Raw genomic sequence first — 18,778 nt, forward strand, 5'->3', positions numbered from 1 at the left:
GGCTCGGTGCCGGCCGGCCCGAGCCGCCCCCCATATCCGCCCGTTCAACCGCTCTGAAGGGCCACAACCCACCATGACGGACCACTACGAGAACTCATCGGTGTCCGCACCCCAACCCGTCCCGGATCTCCCTCCGGAGGCGTGGAACGCCACGGACCGCGCCGTCTCCCGGGCGCCGCTCGGCGAGCTCTTCGCCGTCTGGGCGGAGCGCACTCCCAAGGCGCCGGCCCTGGTGGCGGACGGGCGCGAGTGGTCCTTCGGGGAGGTCGAGCGCTGGGCGAACCGGCTGGCCCACCATCTCATCGGGCAGGGTGTGGGACCGGAGCGGGTGGTGGCGCTGGTGCTGCCCCGCTCGGCGGAACTGGTAGTGGCCGAGCTGGCGGTGGCGAAGGCGGGTGGCGCGTACCTCCCGATCGACCCCGCGCACCCCGAGGAGCGCCGGGCCATGATGCTGGCCGACGCCCGGCCGGTGGCCGTGCTGGACGACCCGGCGCGGATCCGGGAGCTGGGGGCCGGGGCGGGCCCGGACCACGCGCCCGGCCGAGGGGAGCTGCTCAGCCCGCTGTGCCCCGAGCATCCCGCGTATGTCATCTACACCTCCGGCTCCACGGGGGTACCCAAGGGCGTGCTGGTGCCGCACGCCGGTCTGGGCAACTTCTCGGCCGCGACGGCGGCCCACTACCGGGTCCGGCCCGGCGACCGGGTGCTGCAGTTCTCCTCGCCCAGCTTCGACGCCTCCGTCCTGGAGCTGTGCTCCTCCCTGCTGGCCGGGGCGGCGCTGGTGGTGCCCCCGGAGGGGCCGCTGCTGGGCGCCGAGCTGGCGTCGGTCCTGCGGGAGCGGCGGGTGACCCATGCGCTGATCCCTCCGGCGGCGCTCGCCACCGTGCCCCCGGAGGAACTCCACGACGGGCTGCCCGGCTTCCGCACGCTGATCGTGGGCGCGGAGGCGTGCCCCGCCGATCTGGTGGACCTGTGGGCGCCCGGGCGGCGGATGGTCAACTCCTACGGCCCGACGGAGGCCACCGTCGTGGCCAGTTGGACGGACGCCCTGGCGGCGGGGACGGGGGCCCCGCCGATCGGCCGTCCGCTGCCCAACACCCGGGTGTTCGTGCTGGACGAGGCGGCGCGGCAGGTGCCGGTCGGGGTCACGGGAGAGCTGTGCGTCAGCGGCGCGGGCCTGGCCCGCGGCTATCTCGACCGGCCGGGGCTGACCGCGGAGCGGTTCACCGCCTGCCCGTTCGGCCCGCCCGGCTCGCGGATGTACCGCACCGGCGACCTGGTCCGCTGGAACGCCGACGGCGAACTGGAATTCCTCGGCCGGGCCGACCACCAGGTCAAGATCCGCGGCTTCCGCATCGAACTGGGCGAGGTGGAGGCCGCGTTGGCCCGCCACCCCCGGGTGGGGTCCGCCGTGGTCACCGTGCGGGAGGACGAGCCCGGTCAGAAGCGGCTGGTCGGCTATGTGGTGCCGCCGAGCGGCGGGACCCCGCCGAAGGCCGCCGAGGTGCGCGCCGCGGTGGCCCGGGTGCTGCCCGCGCATATGGTGCCGTCCGCCTACGTCGTACTGGACGCGTTCCCCCTCACCCCGCACCGCAAGATCGACCGGCAGGCGCTGCCCGCCCCGCGCTCCGCGCCGGACGGCGACTCGCGCCACGTCCCCCCGCGGACTCCCGCCGAGGAGGCCCTGGCCCGCATCTGGTCCGAGGTGCTGCCGGTGGACACCGTGGGCGTGGAGGACGACTTCCTGGGCCTGGGCGGCGACTCCATCCTCGGGGTGCGGCTGCTGACCCGGATCCGGGCCGAGCTGGGCGCGGAGCTCTCGCTGCGCGACCTGCTCGACGCCAGGACCGTGGCGCGGCTGGCAGGTAGGCTGCCCGCCGCGGCGGCCGACACGCCCGAGGCGCCGATCCCGCCCGCGCCGCGCGACCGTCCGCTGCCGCTGTCCTCCGCCCAGCGGCGGCTGTGGTTCCTGGACGATCTGACCTCCGGCGGAACCGAGTACAACACCGGGGCCGGGCTGCGGCTCGACGGCCCGCTGGACGCGGCCGCGCTGGGCCGGGCGCTGGACCGGCTCGCCGCCCGCCATGACGCCCTGCGCACCAGCTTCGCCACCGTGGACGGGCACGGGGTGCAGCAGGTGGCCGCGCACGGGGCCCTGCCACTCGAGCGGCTCGACCTCGGCGGGCATCCGGCGCGGCGGCGCGCCGAGGAGCTCGACGCCGCGCTGACCGCCGAGCTGAGCCGCCCCTACGACCTGAGACAGTCCCCGCTGACCAGGGCGCTGCTGATCCGGCTCGCCGACGAGGAGCACATCCTGCTGCTGGCGCAGCACCACATCGTCACCGACGGCTGGTCGGTCGGGCTGCTGGTGCGCGAGCTGGCCGCGCTCTACGCCGCCGAGGTGTCCGGCACCGAGGCCGCGCTCCCCCAACCCGCCCTCCAGTACCCGGACTTCGCGCTGTGGGAGCGGACCCGTCCCGCCACCGCCGGTGCGGACGCCGATCTGGAGTACTGGCGGTGCCGGCTGGCCGGGATGCAGACGCTGGAGCTGCCCACCGACCGCCCGCGCCCGCCGGTGCGCACCACGGCGGGCGCGGTGCACCGGCGTGAGCTGCCCGCCGATTTGGTGGCGGGGCTGGCCCGGCTCGGCAGGGAGCGGGACACCACGCAGTTCACCCTGCTCGCGGCCGCCGTCGCGGTGCTGTTCTCCCGCTACTCGGGCCAGCGTGACATCGCCTTCGGCACCGTGACCGCCGGGCGCCACCGCAAGGAGCTGGAGTCGGTCGCCGGATTCTTCGTCAACACCCTGGTGCTGCGGGCCGATGTGGACGGGGACAGCACGGTCGAGCGGTTCCTGGACGCGATGCGCGAGACGGTGCTGGACGCCTTCAGCCATGACCGGCTGCCGTTCGAGCGGGTCGTCGAGGAGCTGGCGCCGCGCCGCGACCCCAGCCGCAACCCGCTGGTGCAGGCGCTGGTCGTCCAGCAGAGCACCATGGTGCCCGGCCGGGAGGCGGGGGGTGTGCGGATCACCGAGCACCCCCTGCCGCGCCCGGCCGCGCGGTTCGATCTGGTGCTGGAGTTCCTGCCCCGCGACGACGGCTCGCTGGGCCTGACCGTCGAGTTCAACTCCGATCTGTTCGACGCCGCCACGATCGAGCGGATGGCCGGGCATCTGCACCGGCTGCTGACCGCCATGGTGGCCGACCCCGGCGCCACCCTGATCGAGCTGCGGATGCTGGCCGACGCCGAGTGGCATGCGATGCTCGACGCCTGGAACGGGCCGGAGCGGCCCGCGGTCGAGGCCACCCTGCCCGATCTCTTCGCCGCCCAGGTGGCGCTGCGGCCCACCGCCACCGCCGTGACCTGCGGGGACACCAGCCTCTCCTACGACGAGGTGAACCGGCGCGCCAACCGGCTGGCGCGGCTGCTCATCGACCGGGGTGCCGGTCCCGAGCGGCTGGTGGCCCTCGCCCTGCCCCGCTCGGCCGAGCTCGTCGTCGTCCTGCTGGCGGTGCTCAAGGCGGGCGCCGGATATCTGCCGGTGGACCCCGAATACCCCGCCGAGCGCATCGCGTTCATGCTGGCGGACGCCGCGCCGTCGACCGTTCTCACCACCACCGGGGCGGCCGGCTGCCTGCCCGCGGACGCCGCACCGCTGCTGCTGGACGACCCGGGGGTACGCGCCCGGCTGGACGGGATCGCGGACGGCGACATCACCGACGCCGAGCGGCTCCACCCGCTGGTCCCGGCCCATCCCGCCTATGTCATCTACACCTCCGGGTCCACCGGCCGGCCCAAGGGCGTGGTGGTCACCCACCGCGGTGTGGCGGGGCTCGCGGCCTGGGCCGGGGCGGAGCTGGGACGGGAGCGGCTGACCGACGTGGTCGCCTCGACCTCGCTCAACTTCGATGTGTCGGTCTTCGAGATCCTCTGCCCGCTGCTGGCCGGTGGCAGCGTCGAGGTGGTGCGTGACCTGCTCGCCCTCACCGATCCCGACGGGCGGCCGCGGGCGACGGGGCTGCTCAGCGGGGTGCCCTCGGTGTTCTCCCGGCTGCTGGGCGAGGACCGCCCGGCGGACTGGGCCCGCACCGTCGTACTGGCGGGCGAGGCGCTGCCCGCCCAGACCGTACGGGACATCCGGGAGGCCATGCCGTCCTGCCGGATCGCCAATCTGTACGGGCCGACCGAGGCCACGGTGTACGCCACCGGCTGGTTCTGCGACGGCCAGGCGCCGCCGCAGGCCCCGCCGATCGGCCGCCCGGTCGCGACCACCCGCGCCTACGTGCTGGACCCGACGCTGCGGCTGGTGCCGCCCGGGGTGACCGGTGAACTGTATCTGGGCGGGCAGGGCCTGGCCCGGGGCTATCTGCGGCGGCCCGGACTGACCGCCCACCGCTTTCTCGCGGACCCCTTCGGGCCATCAGGCAGCCGGATGTACCGCACCGGTGACCTGGTCCGCTGGAACTCCGAGGGCCAGCTGGAGTACGTCGGCAGAGCCGATGACCAGGTGAAGATCCGCGGCTTCCGCATCGAGCTGGGCGAGGTGGAGACGGCGCTGCTGCGCCACCCCGACATCGCCGAGGCGGCGGCCGTCGCCCGGGAGACGGACGGCCACCAGCGGCTGATCGCCTATGTGGTGGCCGCGGCGGGCGCCGAGCCCGACCCGGCGGGGCTGCGACGGTTCCTGCGGCGCTCGCTGCCCGACTACATGGTGCCCGCCTCGGTCGTCGTCCTGGAGCGGATGCCCCTCAACCCCAACGGCAAGCTGGACCGCGGCCGGCTCCCCGAGCCGGACTGGGCCGAGGCCGCGGCACCGGGCTATGTGGCGCCGCGGACCGCCACCGAGCGGGCCCTGGCGACGGTCTGGGCCCGGATCCTGCGGGTGGAGCGCGTGGGGATAGAGGACAACTTCTTCTCCCTCGGCGGCGATTCGATCCTCAGCATCCAGCTGGTCTCCCAGGCACGGCAGGCCGGGCTCGCCATCACCTCGCGCGATGTCTACCGCCATCAGACGATCGCCGCGCTGGCGCTGCACCTGGACACCGCCACGGCCCCGGCCGAGCCCACCGGCCCCGGCGGGGACGAGACGGCCACCGGCGAGCTGCCGCTGACCCCCATTCAGCACTGGCTGTTCACCACCGACCCCGAGCGGGCCGGCCACTTCAACCAGACCATCTCCCTGGTGCTGCCCGAGGACGTGGACGAGGACGCGCTGCGGCACGCCCTGGACGCGCTGGTGGACCACCATGACGCCCTGCGCTCCCGCTTCGAGCGGCGGGACGGCGGCTGGTACCAGCGGATCGAGGACCCGGCGGCCGTCCGGGTACCGCTCCAGGCCACCGGCGCCGAGCACCTGGGCCGCTTCGACCTGGCCGAGGGGCCGCTGATGCGGGCGGTGCTCGACCGGGACGCCGGGCCCCGCCCGGTCCTCCATCTCACCATCCACCACGCGGTGGTGGACGGGGTGTCCTGGCGGGTCATCCTGGAGGACCTCGACAGCGCCTACCGGCGGGCGGCCCGGGACGAGGGGGCCGGACTTCCCGCGAAGTCCTCGCCGCTGCGCCGGTGGGCGCTGCGGCTCAACGCCCATGCCGGGGAGGGCGGGTTCGCCGACGAGGAGGCGTACTGGACCGGGCTGGCCGGGGCCTGCGACCCCTCGCTGCCGACGGACCTGAACGGGCCGGACGGGGCGGCCGGGGCGGCCGGGGGCGCCGGGGCGGCCGGGGTGAACACCTACGCCTCGGCCCGGTCGGTCACCGTCCGGCTCGGCCCGGAGGAGACCACCGCACTGCTCCAGACGCTGCCCGAGGTCTACCGCACCCAGGTCAACGATGTGCTGCTGAGCGCGCTGGCCCGGGTGCTGGGCCGCTGGACCGGGCGCGCCCGGGTGCCGGTGGACGTGGAGGGCCACGGCCGTGAGGAGCTCTTCGCGGACCTGGATCTGTCCCGTACGGTCGGCTGGTTCACCACCCGCTTCCCGGTGGCGCTGGACCTTCCGGACACCGGCTGGGGCGAGGTCCTCAAGTCCGTCAAGGAGCAGATGAGGGCCGTACCGCGGCGTGGTCTGGGCTACGGGGTGCGGCGCGATCTGCTCGGTGGCGAGGGCCTTCCGGACGGCCCCACGGCCGGGATCAGCTTCAACTACCTCGGCCGGTTCGAGGCGCCGGGCGGCGACGGGCTCTTCCGCGGTCTGCACGGGGAGCTGGCGCTGGACGCCGACCCCGGCTCGCCGCGCCCGCATCCGCTGGAGGTGGTGGGCCGGGTCGAGGGGGACGACCTGGAGTTCACGTGGTTCTACTCCGCGCGGCTGCACCGGGAGGAGACGGTCGCCCGGCTCGCCGGGGAGTTCCGCGCGGCGCTGTGCGAGATCGCCCGGCACGGCAGCGCGCCCGGCGCGGGCGGCCGCACCCCGTCCGACTTCCCGCTCGCCGCCCTCGACCAGGCCGCCGTGGACCGGCTGGCGGGGAACGGCGGCACGGTGGAGGACATCTACCCGCTCACCCCCACCCAGGCGGGCATGCTGTTCCACGCGCTGGCACAGGGCGACCGGCGGGCCTACTTCCAGCAGCTCACCTTCGTCCTCGACGGGGTTCCGGAGCCGGCGGCGCTGGCCGCGGCCTGGCAGCAGGTCGCCGACCGTACCCAGGTGCTGCGCGCCCGCGCGGTGTGGGAGGACGTTCCCGAGCCGGTCCAGGTGGTGCGGCGCGGGGTCCGGATCCCGGTGGCCCTGCTGGACTGGCGTCATCTTTCCGGGCCTGACGAGCGCCGGGAGGAGCTGCGGAGGTTCCTCGCCGAGGACCGGGAGCGCGGTCTTGACCTGGCCGCCGCCCCGCTGACGCGGCTGGCGCTGGCCCGGCTGTCGGAGACCGAGGTCCAGGTGGTGTGGACGTTCCACCATCTGATCCTGGACGGCTGGAGCCTGTTCCAGGTGCTCTCCGACGTCTTCCACTGCCACGCACGGGCACGTGCCGGGGCGTCCGGCGCGGCCATGGCCGCCGGGCTGCCCGGCCGCCGCCCGTTCGGCGACTACGTGGCCTGGCTGCGGGAGCGCGACGGGGCCCTGGCCGAGGAGCACTGGCGGGCCCGGCTCGGCGATCTCACCGAGCCCACCCCGCTGCCGTACGACCGGGAGCCCACCGAGACCCATCACGCCGAGTCCACCGAGGACCTCCGGGTGACCCTGCCCGCCGCCACCACCCAGCGGCTCCAGGCCCTGGCCCGGGACGAGGGGCTCACCCTGAACACCGTGGTGCAGGGCGCCTGGGCGCTGCTGCTGGCCCGCCAGTCCGGCCGCGAGGACGTGGTCTTCGGGACCACGGTGTCCGGACGGCCGCCGGAGCTGCCGGGCGTGGAGACGATGAACGGGCTGTTCATCACCACCGTGCCGACCCGCCTCACGGTGCCGGCCGGGTCCACCCTGCTGTCCTGGCTGAGCGCGGTGCAGTCCGGGCAGACCGAGGACCGGCGGTTCGACTTCGTACCGCTCACCCGGCTGCGGTCCTGGACCGGTCTGCCCGAGCGGGTGAACCTCTTCGACTCCATCGTGGTCTTCGAGAACTATCCGATCGGCGGGGACCTCGCCGCCGCGCACGGTCTCGCCCTGCGCGAGCTGACCGGCGTCGAGACCACCAACTACCCGCTGTCCCTGGTGGTCTACCCCGGCGAGGAGCTGGCGCTGCGGCTCGGCTACGACCCGGCGCTGTTCGACGCGGCCACCGCCCGGCGGATGGCGGAGTATCTGACGGTGCTGCTGACGGCCATGGCCGACACCCCGGACCGGGCGCCCGCGCACCTTCCGATGCTCACCGCCGCCCGGCGCCACCAGGTGCTCCGGGAGTGGAACGACACCGCGGTCCCGCTGCCCGGGTCCACGGTGGCCGGGCTGTTCACCGAACGGGTGCGGTGTGCGCCGGACGCGACGGCCCTGGACGGCGAGGCGGGCCCGGTGAGCTACCGGGAGCTGGACACCCGCGCCAACCGGCTGGCCCACCGGCTCATCGGACACGGCGTCGGCCCGGAGCGCCCGGTGGCCGTGCTGATGGACCGGTCGGTGGAGCTGGTGGTGGCGCTGCTCGCGGTCGTCAAGGCGGGCGGGGTGTACGTACCGCTGGACACCCGCGCCCCCGCGGACCGGCTGCGGAGCGTGCTGGCGGAGGCGGGTGCGGAGGTGCTGCTCACCGACCACGCCTGGGAGCGCACGGCGGCGGACATCGCGGACGGCGCGCGGACCCTGCTCGTGGAGCCCGAGTCCGGGTCCGGGTCCGGGTCCGGGTCCGGGTCCGGCGACGGTGACGGTGACAGCCCCTCACAGCCCCCGAATATGGCGCTCTCGCCCGACAACGCCCTGTATCTGATGTTCACTTCGGGCTCCACCGGGCGGCCCAAGGGCGTCGCGGTGCGCCACCGCGATGTGACCGCCCTCGTCGCGGACCGCGCCTTCGCGGACCACGACCGGGTGCTGGTGCACTCGCCCCAGGCGTTCGACGCCTCGACGTACGAGCTGTGGGTGCCGCTGCTGCGCGGTGGCCGGGCCGTGCTGGCGCCCGCCGGGGACGTGGACGCGGATACCGTGCGCCGGGCGATCGCCGAGTACGGGGTGAGCTGCCTGTGGCTGACCGCCGGGCTGTTCCGGCTGCTGGCGCAGGAGTCGCCGGAGTGTCTGCGCGGCGCCCGGGAGGTGTGGACCGGCGGTGAGGCGGTGCCCCCGGGCGCGGTGCGCCGGGTGCTCGCGGCCTGCCCGGAGCTGACGGTGATGGACGGCTACGGGCCCACCGAGACCACGACCTTCGCCACCCGGCGCCCCTTCCGCGCCGGGGAGGAGCTGCCGCGTTCGCTGCCCATCGGACGGCCGCTGGACAACACCCGGACGTACGTCCTCGACGGCGCCCTCCAGCCGCAACCACCCGGCGTTCCCGGCGAGTTGTACATCGCGGGCGCCGGGGTGGCGCGCGGCTACCACGGCCGCCCCGGCGCCACCGCCGAGCGGTACCTCGCCGATCCGTTCGGGCCGTCCGGCTCCCGGATGTACCGCACCGGGGACATCGTGGCCTGGACCGACGACGGTGAACTGCGCTTCGTGGGCCGCGCCGACGACCAGCTGAAGGTGCGGGGCTTCCGCATCGAGCCGGGCGAGATCGAGGCCGCGCTGACCCGCCACGAGGCCGTGGCGGAGGCGGTCGTCGTGCTCGCCCGGGTGGGCGACCGCACGCTGCTGACCGGCTATGCGGTACCGGTGGCCGGGGCCGAGGTGCCGGACGCCGGGGAGCTGCGGTCCTTCCTGGGCGGCCTGCTGCCCGACTACATGGTGCCCTCGGCGTTCGTCGCCCTCGACGCGCTGCCGCTCACCCGCAACGGCAAGGTGGACCGCCACCGGCTGCCCGCGCCCGACCCGGCGGCGGCCGGGACCGCCGGGTACGTGGCGCCCCGCACCGACACCGAGCGGGCCCTCGCGGAGATCTGGGGCACCCTGCTGGGCCGGGAGCGGATCGGCGCCGAGGACAACTTCTTCCATCTGGGCGGGGATTCGATCCTCAGCATCCAGGTGGCCTCCCGCGCCCGGCAGGCGGGGCTGGCCTTCACCCCCCGCGAGCTCTTCCGGCACCCGACCATCGCCGCGCTCGCCGCCGTCACCACGCCCACCGCCACGCCGGCCGCCGACACCGGGCCGGTGACCGGCGAGGTGCCGCTCACCCCGATCCAGCACTGGTTCTTTGGGCTGCGGACCGGCCGGCCCGGCCACTTCAACCAGTCCGTGGTCGTGGAACTCCAGCGCGAACCTGACCTCCGCGCGCTGCGCGCCGCGCTCGACGCGCTGCTGCTCCACCATGACGCGCTGCGCATGCGGTTCGAGCCCGGCGCCGACGGAAGCCCGCGGCAGTACTGCCCGCAGCCGGACCTGACGGCCCCGGCACCCCTGCGGGAGCACGATCTGTCGGGGCTGGACGCGGACCTGTGCCGGGCCGCCGAGCACGCGGCGATGGCGGAGGCACAGGCCGGATTCGACCTGGCGCGGGGTCCGCTGCTGGCCGCACGGCTGTTCCACCGCGGTGACGGACAGCGGCCGACGCTCTTCCTCACCGTCCACCACCTGGTGGTGGACGGCGTCTCCTGGCGGGTGCTGCTGGAGGATCTGAACACCGCTTACCAGCAACTGCTCGCGGGCGGGCGGGCCGACCTCGGCCCGCGCACCACCTCCGTACGGGACTGGTCCCGAAAGCTGACCGAGCACACCGCCGCCGGTGGTTTCGACGCCGAACTCCCCCACTGGCGGGCGGTGACCGCGGAGTGCGCCGCGGGGCTGCCCGTGGACGGCGAGGGGGACGACACGGTGGCCTCCATGGCGTCGGTCACCGTCCGTCTTGACCGGGAGCGCACCGAGGCGCTGCTGCGGCAGGTCCCCGAGGTCTACCGCACCCGCGTGGACGACGTGCTGCTCGCGGCGCTGGGCCGGGTGCTCGGCGACTGGACCGGGCACCGCCGGATCGCCGTGGACCTGGAGGGCCACGGCCGGGAGGAGCATCTGCTGGACGGGGTGGACCTGTCCCGCACCGTCGGCTGGTTCACCAGCCTCTATCCGGTCGCCCTGGAGGTCCCGGGCGGCGGCTGGGGCGAGACGCTCAAGTCCGTCAAGGAGCAGCTGCGGGCGGTGCCCGCACGGGGCATCGGCTACGGCGCGCTGCGCCACCTCTCCCCCGGATCCGGGCTCCGGGGCGCCGCCGAGCCCGGCATCAGCTTCAACTACCTCGGGCAGTTCGACTGGTCGGCGGCGGATGACGACACCGGTCTCGTCCGCACCGTACGGGACGGTCTTGGCGGTGACGCCGCGCCCGACACGGTCCGGGCACATCTGCTGGACGTCGTGGGCCGGGTGGAGCGCCGGTGCCTGGAGATCACCTGGTACTACGGCTCTGGCACCCACACCGAGGAGACGGTGGCCGGGCTGGCGCGGGGGATGCTCCGCGCGCTGGAGGAGATCATCGGCCACTGCGCCGACCCCGCGGCGGGCGGCCGTACCCCGTCGGACTTCCCGCTGGCCCGGCTCGACCAGGCCGCGGTGGACCGGATCGCGGCCGACGGCCGGGCGGTGGAGGACATCTATCCGCTGACTCCGACCCAGGCCGGGATGCTGTTCCACGGGCTGATGGATCCGGCGTCGGACGCGTATGTCAACCAGGTCCAGCTGACGCTGACCGGGGCGGACGACCCGCGGGCGCTGGCCACCGCGTGGCGGCGGACGGTGGACGCCAATCCGATCCTGCGCACCCATCTGGTGTGGGCGGACACCCCGGAGCCGCTCCAGGTCGTGACGCACCGGGCGGCGCTGCGGATCGTCCACCACGACTGGACCCGGCGGCCCGAGGAGTGGCGCGAGGCCGAGCTGCTCCGGATGCTCGCCGAGGACCGGGCCGAGGGGATCGACCTGGCCACGGCGCCGCTGATGCGGCTGGCGCTGATCCGGCTGTCCGCCGACGAGGTCCGGATCGTCTGGACCTTCCACCATGTGCTGCTCGACGGCTGGAGCGCGGCACAGGTCTTCGACGAGGTCTGCGAGCGGTACGCGGCGCTGACGACGGAACGGGCGCCCGTGGTACCCGCCCGCCGGCCGTTCCGCGAGTATCTGGGCTGGCTCGGCGAACAGGACACGGCGGAGGCCGAGCGGTACTGGCGTACGGCACTGGCGGGGTTCACCTCGCCCACCGAACTGCCGCGGGACCGGCCCGCGCCGGAGGCGCACCGCAGCGCATCCTCGGGCTCGCACCGGGTCACGCTGGGCGCCGCGGAGTCCGCCCGGCTCCGTACGACCGCGCAGCAGGGCGGGCTGACCATGAACACGGTGGTGCAGGGCGCCTGGGCGCTGCTGCTGTCCCGGTACAGCGGGTCCGACGACCTGTGCTTCGGCACCACCGTCTCGGGGCGGCCGGCCGCGCTGCCGGGCGTCGAGTCGATGGTCGGGGTGTTCATCAACACCATCCCCACCCGGGTCCGGGTGGCCGGGGAGAGCCGGCTGCTGGACTGGCTGCGGGAGCTGCAGTCGGCGCAGTCGGAGTCCCGGCTCTTCGAGTTCGTGTCCCTGGCGCAACTGGGGAGCTGGAGCGAGGTGCCCGGCGGGGTGAGCCTCTTCGACTCGATCGTGGTCTTCGAGAACTACCCGTTCGACAGCGAGGCCATCGCGGCCCACGGCCTGGGCATCCGGCAGGAGCGGGATGTGGAGCCGACCAACTACGCGCTCAGCGTGGTGGTGGCGCCCGAGGAGCGGCTGTCGATCTGCCTGGACTACGACCCCGACGCGTTCGACGCCCCGACGATCGAGCGGCTGGGCGGCTGTCTGCGGAATCTCCTGGTGGAGATGGCGGCCGATCCGGAGCGGCGGCTGGATGAACTGCCGCTGGTCGGCGCGGCCGAGACGCGCGGTATCCTCGACCGCTTCAGCGGCCCGGTCGCCGCCGCGCCGGACGCGGTGCTGCCCGCGCTCTTCGAGGCGCGGGCGGCCCGTACGCCGGACGCGGTGGCGGTGCTGGGCGACGGCGGGCCGCTGACCTACCGGGAGCTGAACGGGCGCGCCAACCGGCTGGCCCGGCTGCTGATCGCCGCGGGCGCCGGACCGGAGGGCTTCGTGGCCCTGGCGCTGCCGCGCACACCGGAGCTGGTGGTGGCGGTGCTGGCGGTGCTCAAGAGCGGGGCGGCCTATCTCCCGGTCGACCCGGCGTATCCGGCGGAGCGGATCGCCTTCATGCTCGGCGACATCGCCCCGGACACGGTGGTGACCACGGGGGAGGTGGCGGACCGGATCCCCGCCGGAACCGGTGGCGGCCGGATCCTGCTGGAGGACGCGGAGTTCCGGGGGCGCTTGGCTCAACTGCCCGCGCGGGACATCGGCGACGCCGAGCGGCGCGGCCCGCTGCTCCCCGGCCATCCGGCGTACGCCATCCACACCTCGGGGTCGACCGGTACGCCCAAGGGCGTCGTGGTCACCCATGAGAGCGTGGCGGCGCTGGCCGCGTGGGCGCGGGAGGAGTTCGGCGCCCAGGGGCTCTCCCATGTGGTGGCCTCGACCTCCCTCAACTTCGATGTGTCGGTCTTCGAGATCCTCTGCCCGCTGCTGGCCGGTGGCGCCATCGAGATCGTCCGCGATCTGCTCACCCTGGCCGAGCGGACGGGGGTCTGGACCGCGAGCCTGATCAGCGCCGTGCCGTCGGCGCTCGGGCAGGTGCTCGGCAAGGGGTCGGTCGCGGTGACCGCGGGCACCGTGGTGCTGGCGGGCGAGGGGCTCGCCGCCCGCACCGTGAAGGAGGTCCGGGCCGCCATCCCCGGCTGCCGGGTGGCCAACGTCTACGGGCCCACCGAGGCCACCGTCTACGCCACCGCCTGGACCTGCGACCCCGCCGATCCGGACCGCACCCCGCCCATCGGCGCCCCGGTGGCCGCCACCCGGGCCTACGCACTGGACGCGCGGATGCGGCCGGTGCCGGTCGGGGTGCCGGGAGAGCTGTATCTGGCGGGTCCTGGCCTCGCCCGGGGGTACTTCGGCCGGCCGGGGCTGACCGCGCAGCGGTTCATGGCCGATCCGTTCGGGCCCGCGGGCGGCCGGATGTACCGCACCGGCGACCTGGTCCGCTGGGACGAGCGGGGACAGCTGGAGTACCTCGGCCGAACCGACGACCAGGTCAAGGTGCGCGGTTTCCGCATCGAACTGGGCGAGGTCGAGGCGGCGCTGGCGCGCCATCCCGGTGTCGCCGAGGCGGCCGCGGCGGTCGTGGACACCGGCGGTCACAAGCGGCTGGCCGGATATGTGGTGCGGGTCCCGGGCTCCCCGCCGGTGGACACCGCCGCGGTCCGCGCCTTCCTCGCCACGAGCCTGCCGGACCATATGGTCCCCTCGGCCGTGGTCGTCCTGGACCGGCTGCCGCTGGGGTCCAGCGGCAAGCTGGACCGGCGTGCGCTGCCCGCGCCCGTCTGGGCGGCCCGCGCCACCGGCCATGTGGAGCCGCGCACGGAGACCGAGAAGGCCCTCGCCGCCATCTGGGCGGAGGTGCTCGGCGTGGAGCGGATCGGCGTGGAGGACAACTACTTCGCCCTCGGCGGCGATTCCATCCTCAGCATCCAGATCGTCTCCGCCGCCCGGCGGGCCGGTATCGAGCTGACCCCGCGCCATCTCTTCGTCCACCAGACCGTGGCGGACCTGGCGGCGGCCGCGCTCGAGGCCCCGGCCACGGTGGCCGAGGCCGAGCGGGGTCCGGTGGTCGGCGAGGTGCCGCTGACCCCCATCCAGCACTGGCTCTTCGACGAACTCGGCGCCACGGCCGGGCACTTCACCCAGTCGGTCGCTGCCGAGCTGACCGCGCCGGTGGACGAGAGCGCGCTGCGCACCGCCCTGGCCACGGTGCTGACCCACCATGACGCCCTGCGGCTGCGCTTCGAGCGGACCGAGGGCGGTACCGTACGCCAGCACAACGCCCCGCCGGACGCGGAGCCGGCTTGGGACGTCCACGACCTGTCCACCGTGGCGCCGGAGCGGCGGGACGCGGTGATGCGGCAGGCGGCGGGGCGGATCCGGGCCGGATTCGACCTGGCCCGGGGACCGCTGCTGCGCGCGGTGCTGTTCACGCGCGGCGACACGGAACGTCCCGTACTGCTGCTGACGGCCCACCACCTGGTGGTGGACGCCGTCTCCTGGCGGATCGTGCTGGAGGACCTGGACACCGCCTACCGACAGATCGTCGCGGGCCGGACGCCGGAGCCGGGCCCCAAGACCACGTCGTTCCGCACCTGGGCGCTGCGGCTGACCGAGCACACCGCCGCCGGGGGCTTCGACGCCGAGCGCGGCCACTGGGCTGCCTCCCACGGCGGCAGCGACCTCCCCACGGACGGCGAGGGCCCCAACACCGCCGCCTCGGAGGAGGAGGTGACCGTCCGGCTCGGCGCCGAGGAGACCCGGCTGCTGCTGCAGGAGGTGCCGGGGGCGTACCGGACCCGGGTCAACGATGTGCTGCTGTGCGCCCTGGGACGGGTGCTGGCCCGCTGGACCGGCCGGGACACGGTGGCGGTGGCCCTGGAGGGGCACGGCCGGGAGGAGATCTTCGACGGGGTCGACCTGTCCCGTACGGTCGGCTGGTTCACCAGCATGTTCCCCGTCGCGCTGGAGGCCCCCGCCGACTGGGGGCTGGAGCGGACGCTGAAGGCCGTCAAGGAGCGGCTGCGGGCGGTCCCCGGGAACGGCCTCGGCTACGGCGCGCTGCGCCATCTGCCCGGCACGGCCGCCTCCGGCCTCCCCGCCGCCCCGAAGATCAGCTTCAACTACCTGGGCCAGCAGGACTGGGAGCCCCCGGCGGGTGGTCTGCTGCACGCCCTGGCCGGTGGGCTGGAGGGCGATATGAGCCCGGAGGCGGCCCGGCCGCATCTGCTCGATGTGATCGGCCGGGTGGCGGACCGTCGGCTCGAGCTGAACTGGTCCTACTCCCGGTCGCTGCACCAACGCGCCACGGTGCGCCGGCTCGCCGAGGAGATGGCGGAGGAGCTGCGGGCGATCGTCCGGCTGTGCACCCGCCCCGACGCGGGCGGGCGGACGCCGTCGGACTTCCCACTGGCCGGTCTTGACCAGGAGACCGTCGACCGGCTGGCGGGCGACGGCCGGGACGTGGCCGACATCCATCCGCTGACCCCGACCCAGTCCGGGCTGGTCTTCCACGCCCTGGCCCAGCGGGACCAGGGGCTCTATGTGGAGCAGGCGACCTTCGTCCTGGACGGGGTCGGCGACTCCGGAGTGCTGGCCGCCGCCTGGCAGCATGTCGTGGACCGCACCCCGGTGCTGCGCGGCGCGGTGGTGATGCACGATGTGCCCGAACCGCTGATGATCGTGCGCCGCACGGCGGCCGTACCGGTCGAGGAGCTCGACTGGAGCGGCCTCACGGAGGACGAGCGCACGGCCGAGCTGGAGCGGCTGCTGGACCGGGACCGCGCCCGCGGGATCGATCTCACCGCGGCCCCGCTGCTCCGCGTCACCCTGGCCCGGCTCTCCCCCGGTGAGGTGCGGGTGCTGTGGACCTTCCACCATGTGCTGCTGGACGGCTGGAGCGTCTTCCAGGTGCTCGGCGATGTCTTCGCCGCCCATGCCGCCCTGGCCGCCGGTGAGCGGCCGAGGCTGCCGGCCCGCAGGCCGTTCGCCGACTATGTGGCGTGGCTCGCCCGACAGGACCGCACGCGTGCCGAGGCGCACTGGCGGCAAGCTCTGGCAGGATTCACCTCTCCCACTCCCCTCCCCTATGACCGCAGGCCGACGCCGGAGATCGCCACCCGGTCCTCGCGCTGGCTGTCGCACCGACTGGGTGAGCGGGACACCGCCGCCCTCCAGGAGTTCGCGCGGCGGCATCGGCTCACGCTGAATACGATCGTGCAGGGCGCTTGGGCCTTGCTCGTATCTCGCTTGAGCGGCGAGTCGGACGTCTGCTTCGGGACGACGGTCTCCGGGCGGCCGGCGGAGCTGCCCGGCGCGGACGACATCACCGGCATCTTCATCAACACCCTCCCGGTGCGGTGCGCGGTGGAGGGCACCGCCGGTACCGCCGCCTGGCTGCGCGGGCTCCAGGCCGAGCAGGCGGACGCGCGGGGCTTCGGCCATGTGCCGCTGGCCCAGCTGCGGGGCTGGAGCGAACTGCCCGCCGGGGTGGACCTCTTCGAGAGCCTGGTGGTGTTCGAGAACTACCCCATCAACAGCTCCGCCGCGGCCGAGCACGGGCTGCGGGTGCGCGATCTGAACGCCCTGGAGTCCACCAACTACGCGCTGACCGTGGTGGTCTCGCCCGGCTCCGAACTGTCCGTGGAACTCGGCTACGACCCGCGGCTCTTCGAGGAGTCCACCGCCGGGGCGCTGGCCGACCGGCTCACCCACCTCCTCGGCGCGCTGGCCGCGGCCCCCGACGAGCTGCCGCTGGACCGGATCGACATCCTCCCGGCCGCCGAGCGCCACCGCCTCCTGGTGGACTGGAACGACACCGCCCGGCAGGTGCCCCGGGCGACCTGGGCCGAGCTCGTCGAGGCGGCGGCGGACCGGCAACCCGACGCGACCGCGGTGGACTCCCCCGGCCTCCGGCTGACCTACGCGGAGCTGGACGGCTGGGCCAACCGCCTCGCCCACCGCCTCATCGGGCAGGGCGTGGGCCCCGGCCGGATCGTGGCGCTGGTGCTGCCCCGCTCGGTGGAGTCCGTCGTGGCCCGGCTCGCGGTGACCAAGGCCGGGGGCGCCTATCTGCCCATCGACCCCGACTACCCGGCCGAGCGCGTCGAGCTGATGCTCAAGGACTCCGCCCCGCATCTGGTGATCGAGCGGGCCGCCGAGGTCGAGGCGCCGGACGGCCCGGCACACCGCCCGGCGGACGGGGACCGGCTCACCGCCGTGCACCCGGACGACCCCGCATATGTCATCTACACCTCCGGGTCCACCGGGACCCCCAAGGGCGTGGTGGTCACCCACCGCGGGATCGCCGGGTTCGCCGCCGCCGAGGCCGAGCACTTCCAGGTGCGGCCCGGCGACCGGGTGCTGCGGTTCTCCTCGCCCGGTTTCGACGCCTCCGTGCTGGAGCTGTGCATGGCGCTGCCGTCCGGGGCCACGCTGGTGGTGCCCGAGCCCGGCCCGCTGCTGGGCGGCCATCTCGCGGACGTACTGCGGCGGCAGCGGATCACCCACACCCTCATCCCGCCCGCCGCCCTCGCGACGCTGCCTCCCGGCACCGAGCGGGAGCTGCCCGATCTGCGCACGCTGATCGTGGGAGGGGACGCCTGCGGAGCGGACCTGGCCGCCCGCTGGGCGCCGTACCACCGCATGATCAACGCGTACGGGCCGACCGAGACCACCGTGGTGGCCACCTGGTCCGAGCCGCTCGACCCGGACGGCGCCCCGCCGCCGATCGGGCGGCCCATCCCCAACACCCGAGTGCGTCTGCTCGACGCGCGGCTGCGTCCGGTGCCGGTGGGGGTGGCCGGTGAGCTGTGGGTCAGCGGTCCGTCGCTCGCCCGCGGCTATCTGGGCCGCGCCGGGCTGACCGCCGCCCGCTTCGTCGCCGACCCGTTCGGGCCGCCCGGCTCCCGGATGTACCGCACCGGTGACCTCGCCCGCTACGACGCGGACGGCCGCCTGCACCATCTGGGGCGCGGCGACCACCAGCTCAAGCTGCACGGTCATCGCATCGAGGCCGGTGAGGTGGAGACCGCGCTGTGCGGCCACCCCGCCGTCGCGGAGGCCGTGGTGACGGTGCGGGAGGACGAGCCCGGGGCGCGCCGGCTGGTGGCCCATCTGGTGCTCGCGCCCGGGGCCGGTGCCCCGGCCGACACCGAGCTGCGCACCCATCTGGGCCGGACGCTTCCGGGCCCGATGGTCCCGTCGGCGTTCGCCGTGCTGGACCGGCTGCCGCTCACCGAGAACGGCAAGACCGACCGCGCGGCGCTGCCCGCGCCCGGCCCCGCCACCACCACCGCCACGCCGGCCGGCCATATCGCCCCGCGCACCCCCACCGAGGAGGTCATCGCGGAGATCTGGTCGGAGGTGCTGGAGGTGTCGCCGGTCGGCGCGGAGGACGAGTTCTTCGCCCTGGGCGGTGACTCGGTCCGCAGTCTGCTGATCGCCTCCCGCGCCAAGGAGGCGTTCGCCGTCGAGCTGACCCCGCGGGACATTCTGACCGCGCGCACCGTCTCCGCCCTCGCCGACCTGGTCGAGGAGCACATCCTGCGCGAACTCGAAGACGCCGCCTCCGGCGGCAGCGACCACGACGACCGGTGAGGAAGG

1 protein-coding gene is annotated in these 18,778 nt (G+C 74.8%); it reads left to right on the top strand.

The features are described from left to right. Positions 1–73: 73 nt before the first annotated feature. The gene (locus tag NP777_RS03850; RefSeq protein ID WP_256648564.1) at positions 74–18,772 is read left to right on the top strand and encodes a non-ribosomal peptide synthetase; all 18,699 of its coding nucleotides are present in this window, start codon (positions 74–76) and stop codon (positions 18,770–18,772) included. The last annotated feature ends 6 nt before the right edge of the window (positions 18,773–18,778 follow it).

This window comes from Streptomyces rugosispiralis (assembly GCF_024505145.1).
Classification (GTDB): Bacteria; Actinomycetota; Actinomycetes; order Streptomycetales; family Streptomycetaceae; genus Streptomyces; species Streptomyces rugosispiralis.